Source organism: Streptomyces sp. NPDC053755 (assembly GCF_040677675.1).
In the GTDB taxonomy this organism is placed as follows: Bacteria; Actinomycetota; Actinomycetes; order Streptomycetales; family Streptomycetaceae; genus Streptomyces.
Genome location: NZ_JBFASK010000075.1, coordinates 1 through 5,638, shown reverse-complemented (window position 1 = coordinate 5,638; position 5,638 = coordinate 1). Strand labels below are relative to the sequence as shown.

General features: G+C 72.4%; 5 protein-coding genes. 4 read left to right on the top strand and 1 reads right to left on the bottom strand.

Annotated features, from left to right (window positions below):
* Positions 1-68: 68 nt before the first annotated feature.
* Positions 69-491, bottom strand: coding sequence for a hypothetical protein (locus AB0K65_RS32230; protein ID WP_365722840.1), 423 nt, complete (start codon positions 489-491; stop codon positions 69-71).
* 428 nt (positions 492-919) lie between these two features.
* On the opposite strand from AB0K65_RS32230, the gene AB0K65_RS32225 reads away from it, so the two are divergent.
* From AB0K65_RS32225 to AB0K65_RS32210, 4 genes are read left to right on the top strand one after another with little or no spacing between them, the layout of a single operon-like run.
* Positions 920-4,033: a nitrate- and nitrite sensing domain-containing protein gene (locus tag AB0K65_RS32225; RefSeq protein WP_365722838.1), complete on the top strand. Its 3,114-nt coding sequence runs from the start codon at positions 920-922 to the stop codon at positions 4,031-4,033.
* Positions 4,030-4,464: a roadblock/LC7 domain-containing protein gene (locus AB0K65_RS32220; RefSeq protein WP_365722836.1), complete on the top strand. Its 435-nt coding sequence runs from the start codon at positions 4,030-4,032 to the stop codon at positions 4,462-4,464. The genes AB0K65_RS32225 and AB0K65_RS32220 overlap by 4 nt, the downstream gene beginning before the upstream one ends.
* Positions 4,465-4,477: 13 nt before the next feature.
* The gene (locus AB0K65_RS32215) at positions 4,478-4,897 is read left to right on the top strand and encodes a DUF742 domain-containing protein (RefSeq protein WP_365722834.1); all 420 of its coding nucleotides are present in this window, start codon (positions 4,478-4,480) and stop codon (positions 4,895-4,897) included.
* Complete coding sequence (locus AB0K65_RS32210; protein WP_365722832.1) at positions 4,878-5,483, top strand: ATP/GTP-binding protein; 606 nt, start codon at positions 4,878-4,880, stop codon at positions 5,481-5,483. The genes AB0K65_RS32215 and AB0K65_RS32210 overlap by 20 nt, the downstream gene beginning before the upstream one ends.
* Positions 5,484-5,638 lie beyond the last annotated feature (155 nt).

Below are 5,638 nucleotides of genomic sequence, written 5' to 3'. Positions count from 1 at the left end.
GCTGTACGAGGCCGCCGAGATGGACGGCGCGAGCGCCTGGCAGCGCTTCCACCACCCTGTCCGTACGGTCAGGCCGCCTCGGGGAGGCGTGCCGTCTCCGGCCGCCGCAGCTCCGGGGCGACCTGGCCCGGCTCGTTCTCCGGCACCCGGCCGGCCTTCTCCGCCCGGCGCCGCTCCCGGCGCAGCTGACGGGCCGTACTGCTCGGCTCCGACACGACGCCGTTCCGCTGCCGCCACACCTGGCGCGTCACCCACACGTCGAGGACGCTCCAGGTCGCCACGACCGTGCTCGCCACCGACGTGAGCAGCATCGGAAACGCCAGCCACGAACCGCTCAAGGCGGCGAAGAAGGCCACCATCGCCTGGATGAGCGTCACCGACGTGAGCAGCACGGCCCGCACGGCGGCCGTGCGCACCGGATCGGGCATCCGGCGCCTGCCCTTCTCGTCCTCCACCCACAACTGACGCGTCGCCCGCGCCTCTTGATCCATGGTTCCGTCACTCCCCACCGCTGAAAGTCTCCCAGGGTGGCTGCTGCCCGTCTTGAGCCGCTTTACGCGGACACAACCCCCCTATGCAGAATGACGAACCAGAAAGGGAAAAGGTTTCGTCCCGACCTCGACCGGAACGAAAAGTTCCAGCCATCTGTCCTGGCAGAGGAGGTGACGCGCGGCCAGGTGTCCTGCGCCACACCGCCGAGCGCAACTCCTCGAATACCAGGACATCTCATGATCAACACTCACTCGACAGGCTGAAAATCGCCCGGACATGCCTTCGGATTGGCTGTGATGCAGTAGTAGGCTCGCGCAGCGGTTCGTCGAAGGTGAAGGTTGACGCCGTGTGTTGACGCCGCGAGTTGACGCCCGCGCGTCGACGTCGGAGTCCTCCGCGCCGGGCGGAGGCCGAGCTGGGGGAGGCCATGCGCTTTCGCGGGAAGTCCATCCGCCGGAAGATCGTGGCGTTGCTGCTCGTTCCCCTCCTCTCGCTCACCGGTCTCTGGGGCTTCGCGACGACGCTCACCGGCCGCGAGGCGGACCAGCTTCTCGACGTCGGCTACATCGTCGACAAGATCGGCTATCCCCTGGAGGACACCGTCCGTGTCATCCAGAAGGAACGCCGCCAGTCGCTGATCTACCTCGCCGACCCCCGCGCATCGGACGCGCTCACCACCCTGCGCGTACAACGCGAGGCGACCGACCGCCAGATCGCGAGGATCAGGGAGAACGCCGCCGACTCCGGTGTGCGGGAGGAGATGCGCCCCGTCACCTCCCAGCGGCTCTCCTCCCTCCTCGAAGCGCTGGACGGTCTCGACTCCCTGCGCCGTTCCGTGGAGAACCGCAGCATCGGACGCGTCCAGGCCCTCGACTTCTACAACCGCCTCGTCGACCCCTGCTACGGCTTCCTGCTGACGCTCCACGCCCTCGAGAACGTCGAGATGGACAAGCAGGGCCGCGCCCTCGTCGGCGTCGTCCGCGGCCGCGAACTGCTCTCCCGCGAGGACGCGCTCGTCATGTCCGCGCTCATCGCCGAGCGCGTCACCGCCGAGGAGATCCGCAAGATCTCCGACCTCGTCGCCAACCGCAAGCAGTTCTACGAGACCAGCCTCGAACTCCTGCCCACCACCGAGCGCCAGAAGTTCGAGCGCTACTGGGCCGGCCCTTCCACCGCGCCCCTGCGCCGCGCCGAGGAAGCCCTGATCGGCGGCGGCGAGACCAAGAACCCCCGCTCCGTCACCGCCGAGCGCTGGGCGGACCTCGCCGGGCCGGTCCTCGACGACCTCGCCCGGGAGAACACGGCCGCCGGCGACCGCTACCAGGACCGGGTCCAGCCCGCCGCCTACAGCGTCCTGCTCAAGGCCGGAGTCGCGGGCGTCCTCGGCTTCCTCGCCCTGCTCGTCTCCCTCGTCGTCTCCGTCCGCGTCGGCCGCGGACTGGTCCGCGACCTGCGCCGGCTGCGCAAGGAGGCCCAGGAGGTCTCCGGGGTCCGGCTCCCCAGCGTCATGCGACGGCTCGCCGCCGGCGAGCACGTCGACGTCGAGACCGAGGTGCCGCACCTGCGGTACGAGGACGACGAGGTCGGCCAGGTCGGCCAGGCCCTCAACACCCTGCAGCGCGCCGCGGTGGAAGCGGCCGTCAAACAGGCCGACATGCGCCGCGGCGTCTCCGAGGTCTTCGTCAACCTCGCCCGCCGCAACCAGGTCCTGCTGCACCGGCAGCTCACCCTCCTCGACACCATGGAGCGGCGCACCGAGGACACCGAGGAGCTCGCCGACCTCTTCCGGCTCGACCACATGACGACCCGCATGCGCCGCCACGCCGAGGGCCTGGTGATCCTCTCCGGCGCCGCCCCCTCCCGCCAGTGGCGCAAGCCCGTCCAGCTCATGGACGTCGTACGGGCGGCGGTCGCGGAGGTCGAGGACTACGAACGCATCGAGGTCCGCCGTCTGCCGCGCCTCGGCGTGGGCGGCCCCGCCGTCGCCGACCTCACCCACCTCATCGCCGAACTCCTCGAGAACGCCACCGTGTTCTCGCCCCCGCACACCGCCGTGCAGGTGCTCGGCGAGCGGGTCGCCAACGGCTTCACCCTCGAGATCCACGACCGCGGCCTCGGGATGAACCCCGACGCCCTCCTCGATGCCAACCTCCGCCTGGCGGAGACCCCCGAGTTCGAGCTCTCGGACACCGACCGCCTCGGCCTCTTCGTGGTCAGCCGGCTCGCCCAGCGCCAGAACGTCCGCGTCTCGCTCCAGCCCTCGCCGTACGGAGGGACCACCGCGGTCGTCTTCATCCCGGCCGCGCTGCTCACCGACGCCCCCGAGACCCAGGGCGCCGGCTTCCGCCTGGACCGCAAGAGCCTCGACCGCGCGGACGACGCCCTGGTGGGCGAGGGCCCTGGCGACGCCGTCGCGCTGCCGGTCCGGCGCGCCGCGCTCACCGAGGTCCCGCACGGCACGCGCGGCTCCACCGGTGCCGGGCGCCCCGCATCGGCCTCCCTCCTCGGCGGACCCGGGGACGGACGCCGCTCCCTGGACGCCTCCTCGGGCAGCCCGCTCAACGGTCCCGTCGAGCTCGAAGCGCCGCTCGGGGACGCCGGTTTCGACGACGTGCTCGACCGGTCCGCCGACCTGCTCGACACCGAGAGCGAGCGCGGCGGCCTCTTCCGGGCCCGCGAGCTCCGGCGCCGCGACGGGGCGCGCCCGTCTCTCGCCGCGGCGGCCGAAGGTGAGCAGCACCAGCAGGCCCCCGACACCCCGGCCGGACCCGTGTCGGGCAGGGCGGCCGGCTGGGCATCGGGCCGGCGGGGCGCCGGAACACCGGGTCAGGCGTTCGGCCGGATCCCGGGCCAGGATTCCGAGCGGCCGTTCGGCCGCGCAGCCGACGACGGCCCCGTGCCGTTGCCCCGCCGCCGCCCCCCGACGCTCGTCGTGGACCACGGCCGACGCGTCGACGAGCCGGGCCGCGCCCACCCCTCCTCCGTACAGGACGCCCAGGGCGTCCGATCCGCGCGGAACGCCCACGGCTCCCGCGACTCCGAGGACCCCGCGACTCCCGGGCCGCGGCCCGAGCGCGCCGCCCCGCCCGTACCCGAACGCGCCGCCCCGCCCGTACCGGAACGAGGCACCCCGCCCGTAGCGGAGCAGGACGCCCCCTCCGTACCGCGGCACGGCTCTCCGAGGGAACCCGGGAGCGGGAACCCGCCCCTGCTGGTGCCCGTACCGCCGGAAGGCCCCGTACCGCCCGGAGGCCGAGTACCGCCCGGAGGCCGAGTACCGCCCGAGGGACCCGCGCCGTTCGGCGGACTGCCCCGCAGGGTCCGTCAGGCGAGCCTCGCGCCGCAGTTGCGCGACTCGGGGGAGCGCGCGCGGGAGCGCGAGGTGTCGGCGTCCGCCGACGCGCCGCACGCGGACTTCGAGCGGGACGCCGAGGAAGTGCGCAGCCGCATGGCGTCGATGCAGCGCGGCTGGCAGCGCGGACGACGGCAGAACGCAGAGACGACAGCACCAGGAACGACACCCGAGGGGGACGGTCGATGACCGCACCGAACGCCGCAGCACCCAGCACCTCCGGAAACGGCGAGCTCAACTGGCTTCTCGACGAGCTGGTCCAGCGGGTCGGATCCATCCGCAAGGCTCTGGTGCTCTCCAGCGACGGACTCCCCACCGGTGCCTCGGCCGATCTGACCCGCGAGGACGGTGAGCACCTCGCCGCCGTCGCCTCCGGGTTCCACAGCCTCGCCAAGGGAGTCGGCCGCCACTTCGAGGCGGGCAGGGTCCGGCAGACCGTCGTGGAACTGGAGGACGCCTTCCTCTTCGTGACGGCGGCCGGTGACGGCAGCTGCCTCGCCGTCCTCGCGGACGCCGAGTCCGACGTCGGGCAGGTCGCCTACGAGATGACACTGATGGTCAAGCGCGTCGGGGTCCACCTCACCACGGCACCCCGCTCGGGCCTGCCCGCCGGAGGATGAGTGGGGGGACGGTATGAGTGACGCAGACCTGAAGGACCAGGACCAGGGGCCGGACCGGGCCCACCACTGGTTCGACGACGACGCCGGGCCGGTGGTCCGTCCGTACGCGATGACCCGCGGCCGGACCAGCGCCGCCACCCGTCACCGCCTCGACCTGATCGCACTGGTGGTGCCCGAGCCGGCGGCCGACGACCCCGGCCGTGACCAGACGCTCTCCCCGGAACACGTGGAGATCGTCGAACTCTGCTCCGAGACACCCCAGTCGATCGCCGAACTCGCCGCCGGACTCGATCTTCCCGTCGGAGTCGTACGTGTCCTCGTCGGCGATCTCGTCGAGGACGAACTCGTCCATGTGACCCGCCCCGTTCCGCCGGCCGAGCTGCCGGACGTGAGCATTCTCCGCGAGGTGATCAATGGCCTTCGGGCGCTCTAGCCGCAAGAAGCCGCTCGTCGAACCGGTGACCCTGAAGATCCTGGTCGCGGGCGGTTTCGGGGTCGGCAAGACGACCCTCGTCGGTGCCGTCAGCGAGATCAGGCCGCTGCGCACCGAGGAGGTCCTCAGCGAGGCGGGGCGGCCCGTCGACGACCTGCACGGAGTGGAGTCCAAGTCGACCACCACGGTCGCCATGGACTTCGGACGCATCACCCTGCGCGAGGACCTGGTCCTCTACCTCTTCGGCACGCCCGGCCAGGACCGCTTCTGGTTCCTGTGGGACGAGCTGGCGCAGGGTGCGCTCGGGGCGATCGTCCTGGCGGACACCCGCCGCCTGGAGGACAGCTTCGCGGCGATCGACTACTTCGAGCGGCGCGGGATCCCCTTCACCGTGGCGGTCAACTGCTTCGAGGGAGCGCGGCGGTTCTCCGCGGAGGACGTGCGCGGGGCGCTGGACCTCGACCCCGAGGTGGAGCTGCTGATGTGCGACGCGCGCGACCGCGAGTCCGTGAAGAACGTCCTGGTGGCGGTCGTCCAGCACGCCCTGGTCCTGGTGGACCGCAGCCCCGCCCCGGCCGTCACCTGACGGGGGGCGCACCTCACGCCCGCCCCTCCGGACCGCGCACCTCGCGACCGCCCTCCCCCCGCCGTGCGGTTCACGCGCGGGGCCGGGCGGCCGTGGTGGCGGTGCCCGGGGACCGGAACCCGATCCACCTCCACCCGCTCACCGCGCGCGCCTTC